24 protein-coding genes and 1 other annotated feature (1 of these 25 only partly in view) are annotated in these 20307 nt (G+C 33.4%); of the genes, 21 read left to right on the top strand and 3 right to left on the bottom strand.

The annotated features are described in order from the left end of the window. Window positions 1–36 (top strand) — a binding site (T-box leader) (it extends 174 nt beyond the left edge of the window). Window positions 37–315: 279 nt separating this feature from the next. From alaS to mtnN, 10 genes are all read left to right on the top strand, one after another. Then, window positions 316–2955, top strand: a complete 2640-nt coding sequence (alaS, locus tag ACFQ18_RS02605) for an alanine--tRNA ligase (protein ID WP_204797683.1) — start codon at window positions 316–318, stop codon at window positions 2953–2955. An 85-nt stretch (window positions 2956–3040) separates the two neighbouring features. After that, window positions 3041–3307, top strand: coding sequence for an IreB family regulatory phosphoprotein (locus tag ACFQ18_RS02600; protein WP_047183756.1), 267 nt, complete (start codon window positions 3041–3043; stop codon window positions 3305–3307). Further along, complete coding sequence (gene ruvX / locus ACFQ18_RS02595) at window positions 3308–3721, top strand: Holliday junction resolvase RuvX (RefSeq protein WP_047183757.1); 414 nt, start codon at window positions 3308–3310, stop codon at window positions 3719–3721. 9 nt (window positions 3722–3730) lie between these two features. Continuing rightward, on the top strand, window positions 3731–4012 hold the full coding sequence (locus ACFQ18_RS02590; RefSeq protein WP_047183758.1) for a DUF1292 domain-containing protein: 282 nt from the start codon (window positions 3731–3733) through the stop codon (window positions 4010–4012). Between the two features lie 125 nt (window positions 4013–4137). Beyond that, window positions 4138–5247 carry an endolytic transglycosylase MltG gene (mltG, locus tag ACFQ18_RS02585; RefSeq protein WP_047183759.1) on the top strand — a complete coding sequence of 370 codons (1110 nt, stop codon included), beginning with the start codon at window positions 4138–4140 and terminating at the stop codon, window positions 5245–5247. A 133-nt stretch (window positions 5248–5380) separates the two neighbouring features. Continuing rightward, a complete protein-coding gene (locus ACFQ18_RS02580) occupies window positions 5381–6022 on the top strand; it encodes an O-methyltransferase (protein WP_204797682.1) in 642 nt (213 codons plus the stop codon). 14 nt (window positions 6023–6036) lie between these two features. Next, complete coding sequence (gene udk, locus ACFQ18_RS02575) at window positions 6037–6678, top strand: uridine kinase (protein WP_047183761.1); 642 nt, start codon at window positions 6037–6039, stop codon at window positions 6676–6678. Between the two features lie 121 nt (window positions 6679–6799). Continuing rightward, window positions 6800–7276 carry a transcription elongation factor GreA gene (gene greA / locus ACFQ18_RS02570; RefSeq protein WP_047183762.1) on the top strand — a complete coding sequence of 159 codons (477 nt, stop codon included), beginning with the start codon at window positions 6800–6802 and terminating at the stop codon, window positions 7274–7276. 184 nt (window positions 7277–7460) lie between these two features. After that, window positions 7461–8126 carry a YrrS family protein gene (locus ACFQ18_RS02565; RefSeq protein WP_047183763.1) on the top strand — a complete coding sequence of 222 codons (666 nt, stop codon included), beginning with the start codon at window positions 7461–7463 and terminating at the stop codon, window positions 8124–8126. Window positions 8127–8154: 28 nt separating this feature from the next. Continuing rightward, entirely contained in the window at window positions 8155–8844 is a 690-nt protein-coding gene (gene mtnN / locus ACFQ18_RS02560) for a 5'-methylthioadenosine/S-adenosylhomocysteine nucleosidase (RefSeq protein ID WP_060667920.1), read from the top strand. Window positions 8845–9054: 210 nt separating this feature from the next. Here the strand turns inward: mtnN and sigK are convergent, their stop codons facing one another. Both sigK and sda read right to left on the bottom strand, forming a co-directional pair. Further along, window positions 9055–9762 carry an RNA polymerase sporulation sigma factor SigK gene (gene sigK, locus ACFQ18_RS02555; protein ID WP_047183765.1) on the bottom strand — a complete coding sequence of 236 codons (708 nt, stop codon included), beginning with the start codon at window positions 9760–9762 and terminating at the stop codon, window positions 9055–9057. 292 nt (window positions 9763–10054) lie between these two features. Then, window positions 10055–10201, bottom strand: a complete 147-nt coding sequence (sda, locus tag ACFQ18_RS02550; RefSeq protein ID WP_047183766.1) for a sporulation histidine kinase inhibitor Sda — start codon at window positions 10199–10201, stop codon at window positions 10055–10057. Window positions 10202–10830: 629 nt separating this feature from the next. On the opposite strand from sda, the gene ACFQ18_RS02545 reads away from it, so the two are divergent. The 11 genes from ACFQ18_RS02545 (at window position 10831) to ACFQ18_RS02495 (ending at window position 19581) form a co-directional block, all read left to right on the top strand. After that, window positions 10831–11346, top strand: a complete 516-nt coding sequence (locus ACFQ18_RS02545) for a YqeG family HAD IIIA-type phosphatase (RefSeq protein ID WP_047183767.1) — start codon at window positions 10831–10833, stop codon at window positions 11344–11346. 2 nt (window positions 11347–11348) lie between these two features. Beyond that, complete coding sequence (gene yqeH, locus ACFQ18_RS02540; RefSeq protein ID WP_204797681.1) at window positions 11349–12449, top strand: ribosome biogenesis GTPase YqeH; 1101 nt, start codon at window positions 11349–11351, stop codon at window positions 12447–12449. A 35-nt stretch (window positions 12450–12484) separates the two neighbouring features. Beyond that, a complete protein-coding gene (gene aroE, locus ACFQ18_RS02535; protein ID WP_060669196.1) occupies window positions 12485–13336 on the top strand; it encodes a shikimate dehydrogenase in 852 nt (283 codons plus the stop codon). A gap of 1 nt (window position 13337) precedes the next feature. Continuing rightward, on the top strand, window positions 13338–13628 hold the full coding sequence (gene yhbY / locus ACFQ18_RS02530) for a ribosome assembly RNA-binding protein YhbY (protein WP_060669195.1): 291 nt from the start codon (window positions 13338–13340) through the stop codon (window positions 13626–13628). Window positions 13629–13630: 2 nt separating this feature from the next. Beyond that, window positions 13631–14200 (top strand): nicotinate-nucleotide adenylyltransferase, encoded by a 570-nt coding sequence (locus ACFQ18_RS02525; protein ID WP_204797680.1) that lies wholly within the window; start codon window positions 13631–13633, stop codon window positions 14198–14200. Then, window positions 14187–14774, top strand: coding sequence for a bis(5'-nucleosyl)-tetraphosphatase (symmetrical) YqeK (gene yqeK, locus ACFQ18_RS02520; protein WP_204797679.1), 588 nt, complete (start codon window positions 14187–14189; stop codon window positions 14772–14774). Before ACFQ18_RS02525 ends, yqeK begins: the two co-directional genes overlap by 14 nt. Continuing rightward, window positions 14764–15120, top strand: a complete 357-nt coding sequence (rsfS, locus tag ACFQ18_RS02515; protein WP_204797678.1) for a ribosome silencing factor — start codon at window positions 14764–14766, stop codon at window positions 15118–15120. The genes yqeK and rsfS overlap by 11 nt, the downstream gene beginning before the upstream one ends. A gap of 3 nt (window positions 15121–15123) precedes the next feature. Next, the gene (locus tag ACFQ18_RS02510; protein WP_204797677.1) at window positions 15124–15864 is read left to right on the top strand and encodes a class I SAM-dependent DNA methyltransferase; all 741 of its coding nucleotides are present in this window, start codon (window positions 15124–15126) and stop codon (window positions 15862–15864) included. Window positions 15865–15986: 122 nt separating this feature from the next. Next, complete coding sequence (locus tag ACFQ18_RS02505; protein ID WP_060669193.1) at window positions 15987–16601, top strand: helix-hairpin-helix domain-containing protein; 615 nt, start codon at window positions 15987–15989, stop codon at window positions 16599–16601. Between the two features lie 113 nt (window positions 16602–16714). Further along, complete coding sequence (locus ACFQ18_RS02500) at window positions 16715–17284, top strand: ComE operon protein 2 (RefSeq protein ID WP_060669192.1); 570 nt, start codon at window positions 16715–16717, stop codon at window positions 17282–17284. A 14-nt stretch (window positions 17285–17298) separates the two neighbouring features. Beyond that, entirely contained in the window at window positions 17299–19581 is a 2283-nt protein-coding gene (locus tag ACFQ18_RS02495) for a DNA internalization-related competence protein ComEC/Rec2 (protein ID WP_204797676.1), read from the top strand. A 152-nt stretch (window positions 19582–19733) separates the two neighbouring features. Here the strand turns inward: ACFQ18_RS02495 and ACFQ18_RS02490 are convergent, their stop codons facing one another. Then, complete coding sequence (locus ACFQ18_RS02490) at window positions 19734–19871, bottom strand: YqzM family protein (protein ID WP_047183778.1); 138 nt, start codon at window positions 19869–19871, stop codon at window positions 19734–19736. Window positions 19872–20307: the final 436 nt, after the last annotated feature.

Genomic DNA, 20307 nt, shown 5'->3' with positions numbered 1-20307 from the left:
AATAGGGTGGTACCGCGAATAAATCTCGTCCCTGCATGCATGCAGAGAGGAGTTTTTTTTAGTTATCTAGGAATTCTAAAATTTGTATGGCTGTGGATCACTTAGATACAGAAATAGCCACGTCCGGCTCCAGCGCCCAGCGACTAGCGATACTTCCTTCACCTCCGTACGATAAGTCAACATCGACTCACTCCGTTCGTCGTGTTTCCTTTATCTCCTACGGCTCAGTCCAGTCCGTACGTCGCTAAACGGGCGCTTGCGCCTTTGTTCTTAAAGATTTCATCATTTAATAAGTCGATATTGGAGGATTAATGTATGAAACAGTTAACATCAGCAGAAATTAGACAAATGTATATTGATTTTTTTAAAGAGAAAGGTCATCGCGTGGAGCCAAGTGTATCTCTAGTTCCTAAAGATGATCCTTCTCTATTATGGATTAACAGTGGTGTAGCGACTTTAAAGAAATATTTTGATGGTCGTGTTATACCGGAAAACCCACGTATGGTTAATGCTCAAAAAGCTATTCGTACCAATGATATCGAAAATGTCGGATATACAGCCAGGCATCATACATTTTTTGAAATGCTAGGGAACTTTTCTATTGGCGATTATTTTAAAAAAGAAGCGATTGAATGGGCTTGGGAATTTTTAACGGATGAGAAATGGTTGAACCTTAATCCAGAATTATTATCAGTTACGGTTCACCCAGAAGACGATGAAGCTTATGATTTTTGGTTAAATGATATTAAATTACCGAAAGAAAGAATTATCCGTATTGAAGAAAACTTCTGGGATATTGGTGAGGGTCCGAGTGGTCCAAATACAGAGATTTTTTATGATAGAGGAGAAGAATTTGGAAATGACCCGAATGATCCTGAATTATATCCTGGTGGAGAGAATAACCGTTATTTAGAAATTTGGAACTTAGTCTTCTCTCAATTTAACCATAACCCAGATCACACCTATACGCCTTTACCAAAGAAAAACATTGATACAGGTATGGGATTAGAACGTGTAACTTCGGTAATTCAAAATACACCTACAAACTTCGAGACAGACTTATTTTTACCTATCATCCGGAAAACAGAAGAATTAGCTACTACGACGTATGGGAAATCAATGGAAGGTGATACTGCATTTAAAGTAATTGCTGACCATATTCGAACAGTTAGTTTTGCCGTTGGTGATGGTGCATTACCATCGAATGAAGGTAGAGGATATGTTTTACGAAGACTCATACGTAGAGCTGTAAGATTTGCTAAAGAAATTGGTATTAATAAGCCATTTATGTATGAATTAGTAGAAACAGTTGGGGAAATTATGAAAGATTTTTACCCAGAAGTGTTAAAACAAAAAGAATTTATTGGATCTGTTGTAAAAGTGGAAGAAGAACGATTCCATGAAACATTGAATGATGGATTAGAGATATTAACAACGATTATTGAAAAAGAGAAAGCAAATGGAAGTAAAGTATTCCCTGGGGAGGAAGTATTCCGTTTATATGATACATACGGTTTCCCTAAAGAATTAACAGAGGAATATGTGGAAGAACATGGTTTCTCTATTGATGAAGCTGGATATAACAAAGAAATGGATAAACAACGTAGCCGGGCAAGAAATGCAAGACAAAAAGTAGACTCTATGCAAGTTCAAGATACTGTATTAAGTGAAATTGAAGTTGACAGTGAATTTATCGGTTATGATAATTTAGAGATTGATACCAAGGTTGTTGCATTATTTGACGGAAGTGAAATGATTAATACTGCTAAAACAGGAGATACGGTTTTCCTATTTTTAAATAAAACTCCATTTTACGCTGAGAGTGGCGGACAAGTTGCGGATAAGGGATGGATCTATACTGATAATGCCTCTGCCCTTGTTGAGGATGTACAGAAGTCTCCAAAAGGCCAGAATATTCACCGTGTTATAGTCAAAGATGGAGAATTAAATGTAAATGATACGGTGAAAGCGGCTGTGGATTCTGAATTCCGTAATTCTATTATTAAGAACCATTCAGCAACACACTTACTTCATCAGGCGTTAAAAGATGTACTCGGTTCTCATGTGAATCAGGCGGGCTCTTTAGTAACACCAGAAAGATTACGATTCGACTTTTCTCATTTTAATCCATTATCTGATAAAGAGTTAAGAAAAGTCGAGGAAATTGTTAATGAGAAAATATGGGAAGCCATTCCAGTGGAAATAAGTCTTAAAAAACTACAAGAAGCGAAAGAAATGGGAGCCATGGCACTATTTGGTGAAAAATATGGAGACATTGTTCGTGTCGTGCAAATGGGAGATTTTAGTTTAGAATTATGTGGGGGATGCCACGTTAAAAACACATCCGAAATAGGTCTATTTAAACTTGTTTCGGAAAGCGGGATTGGAGCAGGAACTAGAAGGATTGAGGCTGTAACTAGTAAAGAAGCTTATCAATATTTAAATGGAAAATTAAATATTTTGCATACATCAGCTAATTTATTTAAATCAAATGAAGAAAGCCTTCCAGAACGTATTGAAAATATGTTCCATGAAATGAAACAATTGCAAAAAGAAAATGAATCATTAAGTGCAAAACTTGCAAATGCAGAAAGTTCGCAGGTTATGGAACAGGTTGAAACCATAGAAGGTGTAACCTTATTAGCTCAACAAGTTCATGTGAGAGATATGAACCAGTTAAGAAATATGATTGATGATTTAAAACAAAAGTTAGGTTCTTGTATCATCTTATTAGCAACAGAAAACAACGGAAAGGTTCAACTTGCTTCTGGTGTATCGAAGGATTTAGTTGAGAAAGGTTTCCATGCAGGTAAGTTAATTAAGCAGGCTGCACAAATTTGTGGTGGCGGCGGGGGAGGTCGTCCAGATATGGCTCAAGCGGGTGGTAAAGATCCTGCTAAGATCTTGGAAGCTGTTCAATCCGCAAAAGATTACGTGTTGGAGACAATTAAATAAATAATAAGTTTATCTTTATATAAACATATGGTATGCTTCCAATAGTTAAAGAAAATGATAGTTTTTCTAAGAACGGGGTGTCAAAATGAGTTCAATCGATAAAACAATGAAGTTTAACTTTTCTGAAGAACCATACGAACAGGACATAAAAGAAATACTTTTCACAGTCCACGGTTCTTTAAAAGAAAAAGGTTATAATCCAATTAATCAAATTGTCGGATATTTATTATCAGGTGACCCAGCATATATTCCTAGGTATAATGATGCCAGAAATCTAATAAGAAAAGTTGAACGTGACGAAGTGATAGAAGAACTAGTAAAATCTTATTTGGAACAAAAAAAGGCGGATTAAATGAAAATTATAGGATTTGATGTTGGCTCCAAAACGATTGGAGTTGCAATAAGTGATGCACTCGGTTGGACAGCACAAGGCTTAACCACCATTTATTGGGATGAAACAAATATAACATCTGCAGATGACGAACTTTCTAAAATAATAAAAGAGCATGAAATTGGTAAGGCTATAGTTGGTCTTCCTAAGAACATGAATGGTACAATAGGAGAGCGGGCAGAAGCATCTGAACGTTTCGCAGAACATATTGAAGACACTTTTAACATTCCAACTGTTATGTGGGATGAAAGATTAACAACTATGGCTGCTGAAAGAATTCTGTTAGAGGCAGATGTTAGTCGAAAAAAAAGAAAAAAAGTGATTGATAAAATGGCTGCAGTTATGATATTACAAGGATATTTAGATCAAAAATGAGGTGAGAGTGTGTCGCTGGATAAAAAAGAACGTATCATTGTCCCTGACGAAAATGGAGAAGAACATTTATTTGAAGTTCTTTTTACTTTTGATGTTGATCAAACAGGTGACTCTTATATTGCGGTAGTACCTGTTGAGCAGGCTGATGATGAAGAAGTTGAGGTTTATGCTTTTAAATATGAGGAAACAGAAAAAGAGGATTTGACGTTATTTCCAATTGAATCTGATGAGGAATGGGAAATGGTTGAAGAAATGTTGAATACTCTTGCTGATGAAGAATTGGATTCATAAAATGTGAATGAAACTAAACTGATACCAATTTTGGTGTCAGTTTTTTTATGTTTCGTAGGTATAGTGAAAATCATGGATAATATTAGTCTTTTTTAGTATAATAAGTCGAATGAGGGGGGAACCGAATGTCCAAAAAGAAATCCAAAGGTGAGTTTGTGGACAATCTCATTGCGACTAATGAAGAAGCAAGTAAGGTTAGAAAGATAGTATCTTTGGTAATTTTAGCAATCGTTTTAATAATAGGCATAAGTGGTATAGCAGGCTATTTTTATGTAAAATCTGCTTTAAAACCAGTAGATCCTACCAGTGATAAGAAAATTACCGTAGAAATACCTTTAGGTTCTTCTTCTTCTACTATAGCTAATATTTTAGAGGAAAATGGTGTTATCAAAAATGCACTCATTTATCTATTTTATATAAAAGTAAATAATGAATCTAATTTTCAAGCGGGTAATTATACGTTCACCCCATCTATGACTTTGGATGAAATAACAGAAAGCCTACAAAAGGGAAAAACTACAGCATTATATACTGTTACGATTCCTGAAGGGTTAAATATTGATCAAATAGCTGAAATTTATGCAAAGAACTTTAATTTTTCAAAAGAGGAATTCTTACAAGTCGCTAATGATAAAGACTTTATAGTTAAGCTGATGGAGAAATATTCTATCTTACCTAAAGATATATTAAAGGATGAAATTATTTCACCATTAGAAGGTTATTTATTTGCTGCTACTTATCGATATGATGAAGAGAAGCCTTCGATACAATCTATAATTGAAAAGATGGTTTCACAAACTCAAGATGTTGTATCACCTTATATGGACCAAATTGAAAAAAGTGAATTTAGCCTCCATGAAGTATTAACTTTTGCTTCACTAGTTGAAAAAGAGGCTAGTAATGATGAGCAAAGGAAAGAAATAGCAGGTGTGTTTTACAATCGATTGAAAAAAGGAATGCGATTAGAAACAGATCCTACAGTTGCATATGCAACTGGTGAACATTTAGAAACTACTTTATACAAACATTTAGAAGTAGAATCACCGTATAATACCTACCGAATTAAAGGTCTACCGATCGGTCCAATTGCGAATTTTTCTAAAAGCTCTTTAGAGGCGGTATTGCAACCGAAGGATTCCGACTATTTATTTTTCTTACATGACCGTAAAGGAAAAATACATTATGCGAAAACCTATGATGAACATAATGAAAATAGAAAAAAATATTTGAAATAAATAAGATGTTCATTCATATTTCTAATTTTTTTAGTGAAGAAAGTTTAAACTTTCTTCTCCTGCGTAATGTAGCTAGGGTATTCGCTAGAGACTAGCGAATACCCAGTTTCTAATAATGAAAGAGGTACTTAAGATGGATGATTTAATAAATAACTATTTGTTACATACACTTCCAGATAAAAACATTTGGATTAAAGAGCTGGAAGAACAAGCCATAGAAGATAATATTCCCATTATGGATCAGGTTAGTATGCATTTTGTAACGCAAATTATTCAAATTAAAAGACCAAAAAGGATTTTGGAAATAGGAACAGCAATTGGCTATTCGGCACTACGAATGCTAGAGGCAAGTCCGAAATCTCAAATTGTAACAATGGAGAGAGATGAGGTTCGCTATAAACAAGCTATTCAAAATATTAAACTTTTAAATAAAGAAAAGAATATCGATGTTATTTTTGGAGATGCTTTAGAGAAACTCAATGAATTAATGGATACAGACGATAAGTTTGATTTAATATTTATTGATGCTGCAAAAGGCCAGTATCAACGGTTTTTTGAGCTTTCTTTACCGTTGTTGAATTCAGACGGATTAATCATTACGGATAATGTTTTGTTTAGAGGGTTTGTAGCTAACCCCGAAGCCACCCCTAAACGATATGAAAAAATGGTTGAAAAAATAATAAAGTATAATAATTTTCTAATGAATCACCCTGAATTTAATACATCTATCGTGCCAATAGGGGATGGAGTCGCTCTTAGTAGTAAGAAGGTATAAAAGGAGTTATACATATGAAAAGAAAACCAGTTATTATTGGTGTTACTGGTGGTAGTGGTAGTGGAAAAACCTCCGTGACCAAATCTATTTGTGATAAATTTTTGGATAAAACCATTTTGGTTATTGAACAAGATTATTATTATAAAGACCAAAGCCACCTTCCATTTGAAGAAAGATTAAAGACGAACTATGATCACCCTTTAGCATTTGATAATGATTTACTTATAGAGCATTTGCATGATTTATTAGACAATAAATCGATAAACAAACCGATTTATGACTATAAGTTACATACCCGTTCAAATAAAACTATTTTTGTTGAACCAAAGGATGTTATCATTATCGAAGGTATCCTGATTTTAGAAGATCAGCGATTACTTAATTTAATGGATATAAAAGTATTCGTTGATACGGATCCTGATATCCGAATGATACGAAGGCTTAGACGTGATATTAAAGAACGTGGTAGATCCTTGGATTCTGTCATTGAACAATATCTAACTGAAGTAAGACCATCCCATTTACAATTTATAGAGCCAACGAAACGTTATGCAGACATTATCATTCCAGAAGGTGGAGAAAACCATGTCGCAATTGATTTAATGGCTTCTAAAATAGAGAATATATTATCAAAGAAGCATGAAAATAACAAATAAAACTCTTGATTATTTGTTTGAATTCTGCCATAGTTATGATTAGCATATTTATAACTACTAATATTTAGAACGTTTTGTATCGTTCATTTGATATGTTTAGTGCGAAAAGGAGTGTTTTTTAATGGCCGTAGAGAAAAGTTATTACATGACAATTGAGGGGAAAGAGAAACTTGAAAAGGAATTAGAATACTTAAAAACGGATCGCAGACAGGAAGTAGTGGAACGTATTAAAATAGCTCGCGATTTTGGTGACTTATCCGAGAACTCTGAATATGATGCAGCTAAGGATGAGCAAGCGTTTGTTGAACAACGAATTACACAGCTTGAAAAAATGATCCGAAATGCTGTTATTATTGAAAATGATGAAGCAAATGCTAATATCGTGTCATTAGGTAAATCTGTAACTTTTGCGGAACTTCCTAATGGCGAAGAAGAAACATATACAATAGTAGGGAGTGCTGAGGCAGATCCCTTTGAAGGAAAAATTTCAAATGATTCTCCAATGGCAAAAAGTTTAATTGGAAAAGAAGTTGGCTCAGAAGTAACTGTATCAACTCCTGGTGGGGACATACAGGTTAAAATAATTAAAGTAGAATAGCCAAATGAAGCAGGAGAAGTCTACTCCTGCTTTTCGTTTTGGCAGAAAGCTCTATCCTGTTTGATCAGAGTAACTAAAACATTCGCCAGCCTAAAGCGAACGCCATGTTTTTTTAATGGTACTTTAATATTAGTAATGATTTCAATTATGATAAAATAGTAGAATAAGTAGGGAGGGAGTTTAAGTGACTGCAGAACAAAAAAGCTCACGTATTAATAAATATGATAAACGTCGAAAAAGCACAAAGTTAATTTCATTTTTAATCGTTTTTGGTATTATCCTTCTTATTTCTTTAATAAGTATTTGGTTGTTTGGTGGTGGAGATAGTACTCCTACAGAAGAAACAGAACAAGCACAAAATGATACAACAACCGAAACAGGATCTAGTACGAACAATAAACAAGAAGATCCATCATCAGAAAATAAAGGAAATGATGGGGAAGAATTAGAGAAAGAGAATAAAGAGAATAAAGAGGAAAATCAAGAAGAGGATCAAGAGGTTACAACAAAAGAAGTTGATCCTTCAGATGATAATGTAGTTAAAGCATATGAGGGAGATTGGCAACCGGTTGGAACCGAACAAGAAGGACCTCATACTGTAAATTATTCAGAAGGGTCACAAGATCGAAAAGAGATGACAGATGCTATTCAATCCGCTACAGGATTGGTAGATGGTAATTATCAAGAATGGTGGATAGCAAATGGTGGCGATCAAAAAGTGGTTGCTACTGTTTCGGATTCAAATCAGTCAGAGGTATATCGTGTATATCTATCTTGGAAAGATGGGGAAGGTTGGCAACCTACAAAAATTGAATTATTAAAAGAAAATGACTGGAAAAAATATCAGTAAACGAATGTAAAATGGAGGTAACATTTTTATGACAATCGGCATAATAGGAGCGATGGATGAAGAAATAAGTTTATTACTAGAAAACATGACTAACAAAAGTGAACATACTGTTGCTGGTTGTTTCTTTGTTGAAGGTCAATTACAAGGAAAAAAAGTTGTATTATTAAAATCCGGAATTGGTAAGGTAAATGCGGCAATGGCGACAACCATCATGCATGAAAGATTTTCTCCAACTACTGTTATCAATACTGGTTCAGCGGGTGGATTTTCGGAACAATTAGAAGTTGGGGATGTTGTTATTTCCAATAGAGTTGTACATCATGATGTGGATGTTACTGCATTTGACTATGAGTATGGACAAGTTCCTGGTCAACCACCAATGTTTGAAGCTGATCAAAATTTAGTTCAATCGGCAATAGAAGCCATCAAAGAAATCGGATTGAATTATGCGGAAGGGATTATTGCAACGGGAGATTCTTTCATGGATAATTCTAAAAGGGTAGAACTCGTAAGGGAAAAATTTCCAACAATGATTGCTGCAGAAATGGAAGCTGCTGCAGTTGCTCAAGTATGTTATCAATATGGGAGACCTTTTGTTATCATTCGAGCGTTATCAGATATTGCGGGGAAAGAATCATCTATCTCTTTTGACCAATTCCTTGATAAAGCTGCTAAACATGCTGCTGAATTAATTATGTTAATGATAAAGAGACTGTAAATAAAAAGACTACCATTAATGGGGAGTTCCTTCATATCTTATTGATGGTTAGTCGTATATCGAATCTTTACGGACAGTCGGTCTCCCACCACCTTCTTTTGGGATTGATGTAGGGGGTCTTACTGCCCGTTTAGGTGTGATAAATGTTCAGATTCAACTACATTCAGTGGGGTTGAAAGAAATCCCACTGAATAAGTTTCATTATGTCTTTTAAGAGTTATCTCTTTCTTTTCGATAATACTCATGAAACACTTTCATTAATGCTCTTTTCTCAATTCGGGATACGTAACTTCGTGAAATATTTAATTTTTTTGCAATTTCTCTTTGAGTCATTTCTTTAGTATTGTTTAAGCCATATCGGTAAATGATAACCTCACGCTCACGTTTATCTAGAATAGTAAAATATTCCTGCATTTTTTCAATTTCCATATTTAACTGGATGTACTCAATGATATTCTCGTTTTCTGCCTCTAATATATCTATAAGACTAATCTCGTTTCCTTCTTTATCTTGGCCAATCGGGTCATGTAGGGAGACATCTTTTTTAACCTTTTTTAATGCCCTCAAATGCATTAGAATTTCATTTTCTATACAACGTGCTGCGTATGTTGCTAGTTTAGTACCTTTATTTAATGAAAAACTTTCTACCCCTTTGATTAATCCTATTGTACCGATTGAGATTAGATCCTCTATATCTTCCCCGGTATTTTCAAATTTTTTTACAATATGAGCTACTAGCCGTAAGTTATGCTCAATAAGTTTATTACGTGCAATTTTACTGCCATCTTGCATTTCTTTAATATACTTTAATTCTTCTTCCGGTGGTAAAGGTTGAGGAAAGGCATGATTTTTTACATAGGATACAAAAAAGAGTACTTCCTTAACAAGAAGAGCAAGAACGGTTAATATTCCAGACAAACACATGCACCTCCTAAAGTGGTAAATCCATCGATCTTGCTTGGGTATTTGCCTATATAACATCTTTATGAGGCGGTAGCTTGTTTCGTGCCTGTCCATAGAAATTAAATTAGGAACATTAATTTTGGCTCGATTAAAAAGTTTCCCGCTTGCTTTAGGTTGGGCGGATGTCTTAATCGTTCCTAAACAAACTGGAAAGATTTTAAACCTTTCCATACTTGTAAAAAAAATCCTACCTTATAAATAAGGTAGGATAATAGGAAAAGTTAACAAGAGAATTTCACGTTAAGGATTAACTAGATTTAATTCGTTTAATCTTGTGTGAAAGACTTCTTCTATGGATTTCTTCTTCAATTAAGGAAATGAAGTCAGGGCTTAAATTTAAATCGTTGGCTGTGTAGTATGATTCTAATAGTAGTTCATCAGATAAATGTTCCATTCGCAGCCCTCCTAAAAAATACTTTATTGCGCCATCCTTCAAAAAATACTCTCTTAGCAGATTGTCAAAGTAAAAGTATAAACTTTATAATCTGCATAGGTGTGCATTCGCCCAACCTAATAGCGAATAATAAGTTACTTAACTTTAAGTTAATAATAATTTAACATGTTTCTTAAACTAGGACAAGACGCAACTTATCTACAATGGACTGTAGATAAGTTGTGGGTAATAATGGATTTTTCCTTGTATTACAAAGTGTAACGACTGTTGAAAATGTTAGTAATGTTATCCACAACTCGGAATGTGTTGAAATTTGTCGAACGATTTCTTGATTTTTTATCGAAAAATTGGGTATTTTTCATGAAATTTAGCATATAATTTCTATTTTCTTCAATTATGAAATTTCATCTCCTGTATAAGTGCAACAAAGCATTCGCCAAACTTAATGACGAACGCCAAATTTTTTAATAGCTTTACAAAAAAAGGAATAGTATAGAACTTTTATTATATGGTAAATTATTGTAGGATTAGTGTATTACTTCTTAATTAGCTGTATGAACGTTAACGAGAAGAATTTGAATAAAGCGACGAGCAACAATTATATTTAAAACACGATAAGGAGAAATAAGGTGCTAAGTAGATTTTTACCAAATAAGTATGTAAAAAGTATTTTCGATATCCAACCTGAATCATTAAAAGATAAGGGAATCAAGGGGATTATTACCGACTTAGATAATACATTGGTAGCTTGGGATGTTGAACATGCGACACCTGAAGTAATCGAGTGGTTTAACTTAATGAAGGAACATGATATTAAAATAACGATTATATCAAACAATAATGTCGATCGAGTAAAGGTTTTTTCAGAACCATTAGATACGCCATTTATTTATAGTGCAAGGAAGCCATTAAAGCGAGCATTTAAAAAAGTTCAAAAAAATATGGGCTTAAAAAAAGAAGAGATTGTTGTCATTGGCGATCAAGTTTTAACAGATGTTCTTGGAGGAAATAGTGCAGGTTTATATACTATTTTAGTTGTTCCAATTGTCCAAACTGATGGGAAGATTACAAGGATAAATCGAAAAATTGAACGTATTATATTGAAAAAGTTAAGAAATCAAGGGAAAATCAGCTGGGAGGAATAGAGTTGGAAGAAATATTTTGCCAAGGTTGTGGGGCACAAATTCAAACGATAAGTCCAGACAAACCAGGGTATACGCCAAAATCATCATTAGGGAAAGAAGACATTCTTTGTAAAAGGTGTTTTCGTTTAAAACATTATAATGAAATACAAGATGTTTCCATAACGGATGATGACTTTTTAAAGATGGTTAGTTCTGTTAGGAATGCAAATGGGTTAGTAGTTCATCTTATCGACATTTTTGATGTGAATGGAAGTTTAATCAAGAGTTTACCGCGTATAACGGGTGATAACCCAATTATTTTAGTTGGTAATAAAGTGGATCTTTTACCTAAATCGACGAATCAGCGAAAATTAATACAGTGGCTGAGATCCCAAGCGAAAGATGCTGGGATTAAAGTTTTAGATGTCTTCTTAATTTCCTCCAAAAAAGGCCATGGAATAGGAGAGTTATCAGGTCAGATAGAACATTATCGCAATAACAAAGATGTATTTATTGTTGGAACGACGAATGTAGGAAAGTCAACTTTCATAAACCGTTTGATCAAACAGTCAACTGGAGCTAATGACGTAATTACAACCTCCTATTTTCCTGGAACGACATTAGGTTTTATAGAAATTCCCTTAGATGAGAAAACATCATTAGTTGATACACCTGGAATTGTTAATAGGCAACAAATTTCTCATTACATTTCTGAGGAAGATATGAAAATAATCACACCAAAAAATGAAATAAAACCAAAGGTCTATCAGTTAAATAGTGGACAAACTTTGTTTTTTGGTGGATTAGCTCGATTGGATTTCATAAAGGGTGAAAGACAATCATTTATCTGTTATTTTTCCAATTTATTAGAAATACATCGAACAAAACTGGAAAATGCTAATAACTTATACAGCAAGCATTTAGGGGATTTATTAACTCCACCAAATAGTAAAACGCTAGAAATTTTGCCTGAGCTAACGGAAAGTACGTTTAAAGTAGCTGGAGAAAAAACAGACATCGTATTTCCAGGATTAGGTTGGGTGAGTTTGTCTGGAGAGGGTGCGACTGTTCGAGCGCATAGTCCAAAGGGAGTAGCAGTAACTAAACGAAATTCTTTAATTTAGATATTAAATGATATAGAGGGGCTGGAGGAGAAACAATGTCTTTACAATTTCAACTAATTGGTTATCCAATACAGCATTCATTATCACCATGGATACATGAACGCTTTTTAAGCAAGGCTAACTTACAAGGTACTTATGAAATTAATGAAATAGATCCGCAACATTCGTTTGAAGAAAAAATAATGGAAATGAAAAATAATAAAGAATTAAATGGATTTAATGTTACTGTTCCATATAAACAAAAAATCATACCGTATTTAGATTCGTTAGATAAGAATGCTAAGACACTTGGGGCGGTTAATACCGTTTTAAATAAGGATGGAAAGTGGATAGGTTATAATACAGATTCTACCGGTTATGTTCGTGCTTTAGAAACAAAATATCCAGAATTGACGAAGGAAAGAAAGTCTAAACATGTTTTAATATTAGGAGCCGGCGGAGCAGCTCGTGGCATATATTGTGGTTTAGATTTTGCAGGATATGTTAATATCGATATAGCGAATCGAACAACAGAGAAAGCATGGGAAATCGCAGAGCTAAGAAGTGAATTAACGAATACAGACATATTAACGCTTAAAGAGGCAGAAAATAATTTATTGAAATATGATATTATAATTCAAACAACTTCTGTTGGTATGAAACCTACTACGGAAAACACTATTATTCATTTAAACTCTATAAAGAAAGATGTAATTGTAAGTGATATTGTATATCAGCCAATTAAAACGAAATTCCTTAAGGAAGCTGAAAATTTAGGTGCAAGAATTCATTATGGCCATACAATGCTTTTATACCAAGCCTTATATGCATTTGAAATATGGACAGGTTTAAGTGTAGATATTAATAATATGGATGAAGAATTACAACAAGTTTTGGAAGGAAGATAATATGTTAACAGGAAAACAAAAACGTTTTTTACGATCTGAAGCACACCATCTAAAGCCTATTTTTCAAGTTGGAAAAGATGGGGTTAATGACAACATGATAACGCAAATTGGTGAAGCTTTAGAAAAGAGAGAACTATTAAAAGTTAGTATTTTACAAAATTGCGTGGAAGACAAAAATACAGTTGCCGAACAGTTGGTAGATGGAACTGATTCCGAATTAGTCCAAATCATTGGAAATAATATTGTTTTATATAAAGAGTCAAAGGAAAATAAACAGTTGGAGTTACCATAAATATGAAACGAGTTGGAATTTTAGGTGGAACGTTTAACCCACCTCATTTAGGTCACTTATGGATTGCAGAAGAAGTTCGTATTGCAATGGAATTAGAAGAAATTTGGTTTATTCCAACTTATACACCACCACATAAAGACGAATCAAAAATAGATGCATCAGATCGTTTAAATATGTTGGATCTGGCAATACGTGACAATGAATATTTTAAATTAAACACAATAGAACTGGAAAGAAAAGGGAAGTCATATACCCTTCAAACTATAAAAGAATTAAAGATGAAGTATTCTGACCATGAATTTTGCTTTATCATTGGTGCAGATATGGTGGAATATTTACCAAATTGGTATAAGATAGATGAATTAATTGAATTAATTCGCTTTATTGGTGTGAAGAGATTTGGTTATAAATTGGAAACTTCTTATCCAATTATTACAGTAGATATACCAATGGTGGATATTTCATCTTCCATGATTAGAGAGAGAATTTTTAATGAGAGATCGGTAAAATATATGTTACCAGATCCTGTATATCGTTATATTAGGGAGTATAAATTGTATGAAAATAGATGAAGCAATACGGATAGTAGAGCCTCATTTAACTCAAAAAAGATTCGAACATACACTTAGAGTTAAAGATACGGCAATAAATTTGGCAAAATTATACGATGAATCTATAGAGAAAGCAGAATTAGCAGCTGTTTTTCATGATTATTGTAAGTACAGATCATTAGATGAAATGAAAAGGATTATTAAAACGACATCTTTGCCAAAAGATTTGTTAAATTTCCATCATGAACTATGGCATGGTCCTGTGGCATCCGTTTTAATTGATCAAGAGTATGGAATAGATGATGGTGAAATTAAACAAGCAATCTATTCACATACGACTGGAAGGGCAAATATGAGTAAGTTGGAAATGATTATTTTTCTAGCTGATTATATAGAACCTGGTAGAGATTTTCCTGGGGTTGTCGATGTTCGTGAAACCGCAAAAAAAGATCTAGCTCTAGCTTGCTGGATGGCATCTAAAAATACCATTTCTTTTTTAATGAAAAAAAATGCAACAATATACCCTGATACATTTTATGCATATAATGATTTAACTAAACGTACAAACGGAGGTAATGGAATATATGGAAAGTAATGAAATTGTACAAAAGATTGCAGTAGCATGTGATGATAAACGAGCAGAGGATATTATTGCTTTAGACATGAAGGATGTATCACTTGTTGCTGACTATTTCGTTATTTGTCATGGAAATAATGAAAGACAGGTACAATCAATCGCACGAGAAATTAAAGATAAAATGGATGAAATGGGCATTGATGTAAAACGAATGGAAGGGTTCGAACAAGCTAGATGGATTTTAGTAGATATAGGAGATATTGTTTGTCATGTATTCCACAAAGAGGAACGAAACTACTATAATCTTGAACGTTTATGGGGCGATGCGGAAAAATTACCTTTGGAGATTGAACTTAAAGGATAAGTTATGGTTTATAAACAAATGGCATATGTATATGATAAATTTATGGCAGATGCACCATATGATGAGTGGGTTCATTTTACACAAAGTATTCTAGGAGATCGTCAAATAAAACGAATTGCTGATTTAGGTTGTGGAACTGGAGAAATCTCAATTAGGTTGAGAGAGCTAGGTTTTGAAATAATTGGGTTAGATTATTCAGAAGATATGTTAACGTATGCGGCAAGTAAAGCAAACGAAAAAAACGTTTCTATCACTTGGTTACATCAAGATCTTACAGAAATGGAAGGTCTAGAAGGTATAGACTTAGCTATAAGTTATTGCGATGTCATAAATTATATTACCGATAAAGCTCAAATTAAAGAGGTATTCAGGCGAACATATAACAGTTTAAATCAAAGTGGTATGTTTATATTTGACGTTCATTCTATTTTTCAAGTGGAACAAAATTATAAAAATCAAACCTTTGCTGACGTATTAGAAGATATGTCTTATATCTGGTTTTGCTCCGAGGGTGAGGAAACCGGGGAAATGTTTCACGATTTAACTTTTTTTGTCTTAGATAATGGTAAATATGTAAGATTTGATGAGTATCATCATGAGCGGACATATCCCATTTCGTTTTATAAAAAAACACTAAAAGAAGTGGGATTTACCAACGTCAAGGTTTATGCGGATTTTTCTTTAGAACCGGAACATCTACATGACCAATCAGAAAGAATTTTCTTTGTTGCAGAAAAAACATGAGATTTTTAATTAATCTCGTGTTTTTTTAAAGGAAATTCCTATTCGGTGTCGAATATTGTTATGTATATCCCACGTTCTATCCTTTCTCATCCTCTAATAATAAAAATAGGATGTGGTTCCACTTGTTAGATCTTCTCAAAAAGAGTTCCTTCTTTATTTTAATTTCCATTGTCATTATTTTTATCTTTTTCTTCTCTAAAGACGAAAGTATACCAAAAGACGAAGAATTAATAACTTCAGCTTCTACGTTAAATAGTGAAGTTCCGATGAAAGAAGTTTTAAATGATGCAGCATCCCAGCAAGATACAATATATGTAGACGTAAAAGGTGCTGTTGAACAACCAGGAGTTTATGAAATGAATGCAGAAAATAGAGTGAAAGATGTTATCGAAAAAGCTGGTGGATTAACTAAAGATGCGGATCAGTCACAAGTTAATCTAGCACAAAAGGTGCACGATGAAATGATTATAATGGTACCGGAACTTCCAGATTTTACTGTGGATTCGGGGCAGGCTGCGGAAACTATAAGTGGTAATATGGATGGTAAAGTTAGAATAAACTACGCCACCCAAGATGAAATTGAGAGTTTACCTGGCATAGGACCTTCTAAAGCACAAGCAATCATTCAACATCGGGAAGAGTTTGGATTATTTCAAACTGTGGAGGATTTACTTGAAATCTCTGGTATCGGTGAAAAAACGTTAGAAAACATGAAAGATAATATTCAAATTCCGTAATCATTTTTTTGAACGACAGCCTTTTTAGCGGGTGGTTTTCAAAATGATGATTGACGGGCTTTCGTAACGAAATGTAAACTTATCATGTAACATTACAGATAGAGGGGATATATATGGATAGAATTTCTTGGGATCAATATTTTATGGCTCAAAGTCATCTTCTTTCATTAAGAAGTACATGTACAAGACTAATGGTAGGTGCTACCATTGTACGGGATAAACGTATTATAGCTGGTGGTTATAATGGAAGTGTTTCAGGAGGCGTTCATTGTATTGATGAAGGGTGTCTTGTAGTAGATGGCCATTGCGTAAGAACCGTTCATGCCGAGGCTAATGCACTGTTACAATGCGCTAAATTCGGAGTACCTACGGATAACGCAGATATTTATGTAACACATTTTCCTTGTTTGCAATGTTGTAAGCAAATTATACAAAGTGGGATTAAGAATGTTTACTATGCAGAAGATTATCATAATAATGAATATGCAATAACGTTATTTAAAGAAGCTGGTGTTAAGACGAGAAAAGTCGAACTAGACTATTTATTAGTCGACACTAATTTTCAGAAAAAGAATGAATTTGTTTATGAATTAATCCATAAGTTGGAAAGTAATACCGATAGAGACGAGCAAGAAATAACCTTGATAAAAGAACAAGCACAAAGACTGTTTATGAAAAAATAGAATAGGGTGAGCGGATGAAAGGTTACTGGCATATCGTTGCATTTGCTGCAATATGTGCTATATTATTTATTCATTATCATCATTTTCTTTTTATTATAGTATTTTTGATCTGGATAGGAATTTTATATTATTTGAAGCGATTAAGGAAACTTCATGTGATTGTTTCCTTAACCTTCCTCGTATTTTTTCTGCTTCACTACCCGCAAACAAGTACATTACCCTCCGAAGAAGAGACTTCTATAACCCCTAACCCAATATATGGAGAGATAATAAGTCCCATTGACAAAAACGACAAGAAAGTCGAATTTATTCTTAAAGAGTCCATTACAGGAGAGAGAATAGTTGTGATTTATTTTCCTAATGAAAAAGAACAGTTCTCTACTCATTTTTTAAAATATGGTGCAACCTGTGTTATTAATGGAAAGAAAGAAATTCCGAATGAAGGGAGAAACCCAGGAGAATTTGATTACCGGGATTTCTTGAAGAAACAGGGAATTGATGTACAAATAACGTTATCTTCCATGAATCATATTCATTGTGACGGATTTAAATTTCTCGATAAATTATATTCCGTACGTTCCAAGCTCCTTGCTAATATTCAAAATGAATTGACACCGTTTAGTGCTTCGTGGCTAAACTCTCTAGTTCTTGGAGATGATTCATCTTTAGATGATGAATCGGTACAATTGTTTCGTAAATGGGGCCTGTCGCATATTATCGCTATTTCAGGTACACATGTGTCAATCTTACTTACCTTCATGTATTTCGTATTAATTAAATTGTCCATTATAACGAAGGAAAAAGCTCAATGGTTTGTTATTTTTTTTATGCCTATATATGCTATTTTGGCAGGTGGAGAACCATCGATATGGCGTGCTAGTATCATGGCTATTATATTTATTCTTTTCCTTAAAACAAAGGGAAAATATAGTGTCACAGACGTACTAGCAATCGTTTTCATTCTATTGATTGTATGGGATCCTTTATTAATTTATCATGTTGGGTTCCAATTTTCATTTTTAGTTACGTTTAGTATTTTACTTTCCGGAAGATGGCTATCCGACGATAAAAACCCTTTCATGCAAGCTTTGAAAATAAGTTTTGTCGCACAAATGATCATTTTACCTTTACAATTTAATTATTTTTCTTTTTTTCAACCGTTATCCATTATATTAAATGTTATAATTATTCCTTATTTCTCTTTATTTGTGATCCCATTTATGTATATTTTACTTCCCCTTACATTATTACCCTTCCCTATTGTTAAATTTTTAGATCAAGCTTTTACGTTCATCCATCAATTTGTTTTACAATTTATTTTCTGGTTTGATAAAATTGCCGATACCCCATGGGTAATTGGTACATTTTCTATAAGTATAACTTGTTTATATTTTATTCTCTTTCTAATAATGATGATGGAAGTTGAATGGAATGAATCAATAAAGGGATTTAAAATAGGAATATTAATCACTTTGTTGTTATTTTTACTTGTAGCAAAACCCTATTTATCTCCTGAGGGAAGGGTGACGATGTTGGATATTGGTCAAGGTGACGCTTATATAATTGAATTACCTTATCGAAAAGGTGTCATCATGATAGATGCTGGAGCTACATTTTCCTTCTCTGATGGTACAGTTAGCGAAAATATCTATAAACGAATTATTAAACCATATTTATATTTACAAGGCATTCAAAAAGTAGATGCATTAATTTTAACCCATGAAGATTTAGACCATGTCGGAAGTGCGCCATTTATCGTGGAGGAGATGGATGTAGATCGAATTTATGTGCATGCTTATTATGAAATAGAAGAGGAACAATGGAAAGATAAGAAAATAGTAAAGGTCAAAGGTTCAGACGTGCTGAATATAAAAGGTCATCCGTTCCATGTCCTTGGACCGTTAAAAAATGCCAATGATCCGAATGAAAATTCTGTCGTATTGTTTACAGAAATTGGGGGTTTAACATGGTTATTTACCGGGGATATGGGGATAGAAACGGAAAAAAATTTAATTAAAAATTATCCCAATTTAAAAGCAGATGTGTTAAAAGTAGGTCATCATGGTAGTAATACATCAACAGGCGCAGAATTTTTAGATCAAATTAATCCCAAGGTCGCTTTAATTTCTGTTGGGAAAAATAACCGTTATGGACATCCATCCGATGAAATCATTCAAAGAATTAAGGATAATGAAACCATTATTTTTCGAACAGATGAGCATGGTGCCGTTCAATATCACTTTAATGGAAATTCTGGAACATTTTCAACTACTTTGCCATATTATAATAGCGAGTAATGGTTTTAAGCACCGATTTTAAAAAAAGAACAAAGGCGCTGGAGCCGGACGTGGCCTATTCTGAATAATTATCCATATGCAGCAAATTTTGTAATTCCTAAACCATGAAAAAAGAGACTGTTATTCAGTCTCTTTTCCAAACGATACGTTTATTAACCTGCTACTACACTAATAATAACTCCAATTGCAAAAATGGCTACGAAGAAAACAAATGAGCCAACAAATCCCTTGATGGAATCTACAACATCATTACTATGTTTTGATTGTGGATTATTTTCAAATTCGTTCACTTTTACCCCTCCTGTTACCATCATTAGTATAAAATAATAAGTTGAAAAAATCTACTTATCATTATAAAAATTTTCCATATATAACAATTTTAACATAATTATTACTTTATTACTTAAATTAGAAAGACTTTACATCTATATAATTTTTGAGAAGACATATGCTATAAGTGATTGAGCATCATCTTTAAACAAATATCGTTTAACATATAGTTTCTAGAGCTATATGTTAAACGTTGATATAGATTCTGGAGGGAAATTGCTTAATAATTATGGTCAAAAAATATTTCCCTCCATTTACTTCTTGATATTACTTAATATACAATTTACCATATAAGTATTCAAATAAAAACTTAAAAAGTTGTAACTGCTAAACTAGACTCAACAGTTTTCCACAAATAAAAGTAAACGGTTTTCTCCAAATAAGACTAAACAGTTT

This window comes from Oceanobacillus caeni (genome assembly GCF_042678465.1).
Lineage (GTDB): Bacteria > Bacillota > Bacilli > Bacillales > Amphibacillaceae > Oceanobacillus > Oceanobacillus caeni.
Note: the sequence above shows the minus strand (reverse complement) of the source record. Positions and strands in the feature narration are given on the sequence as shown.